Below are 464 nucleotides of genomic sequence, written 5' to 3' on the forward strand. Positions count from 1 at the left end.
ACCCGGCGCACAAGGAAGAACTCTATCCCGGATGCGCGGAGGATATCGGCGGGGGCCTGAAACCGGACGAACAAAAGCCCAGTGCGGAACTCTGCCGCGTGTCGCTCCACAGGATGTACCGTGAGGCGACCATGGCGGGCGTGCCTTTCCCTGATTTTCAGTCGCTCGATAAAACAGATACGGATGTGGCTGCTTATTTCATCGCTCAGGACAACGTCAAAAACCAGTCCGTCCTGCAGTGGGCAACAGCGCACCAGAGCGCACTGCCATTTTCCTCATGAAGCCCCGCATGCCAGCACCGTCATATGGACAGCTATATCGACTGGTTGGGCCGTCAGTACTATCAGTACCGCACGGAATGCATGAAATATGAAAAACAGCGCGGGGATACGCTGGCCTCTGCTGGCGCATCTGCGGGGTTTGCAGGCATCAGGCAGGAGGCGAAAGAGACCGCCGGGCAGTAT

Annotated in this window: 1 pseudogene; it reads left to right on the top strand. The window is 57.8% G+C overall.

Going from position 1 to position 464, the window contains the following annotated elements:
• A pseudogene (locus AC07RN_RS21155) lies at positions 1-281 on the top strand (hypothetical protein); the annotation flags it as partial.
• Positions 282-464 lie beyond the last annotated feature (183 nt).

The organism is Lelliottia sp. GFLA7 (assembly GCF_056490165.1).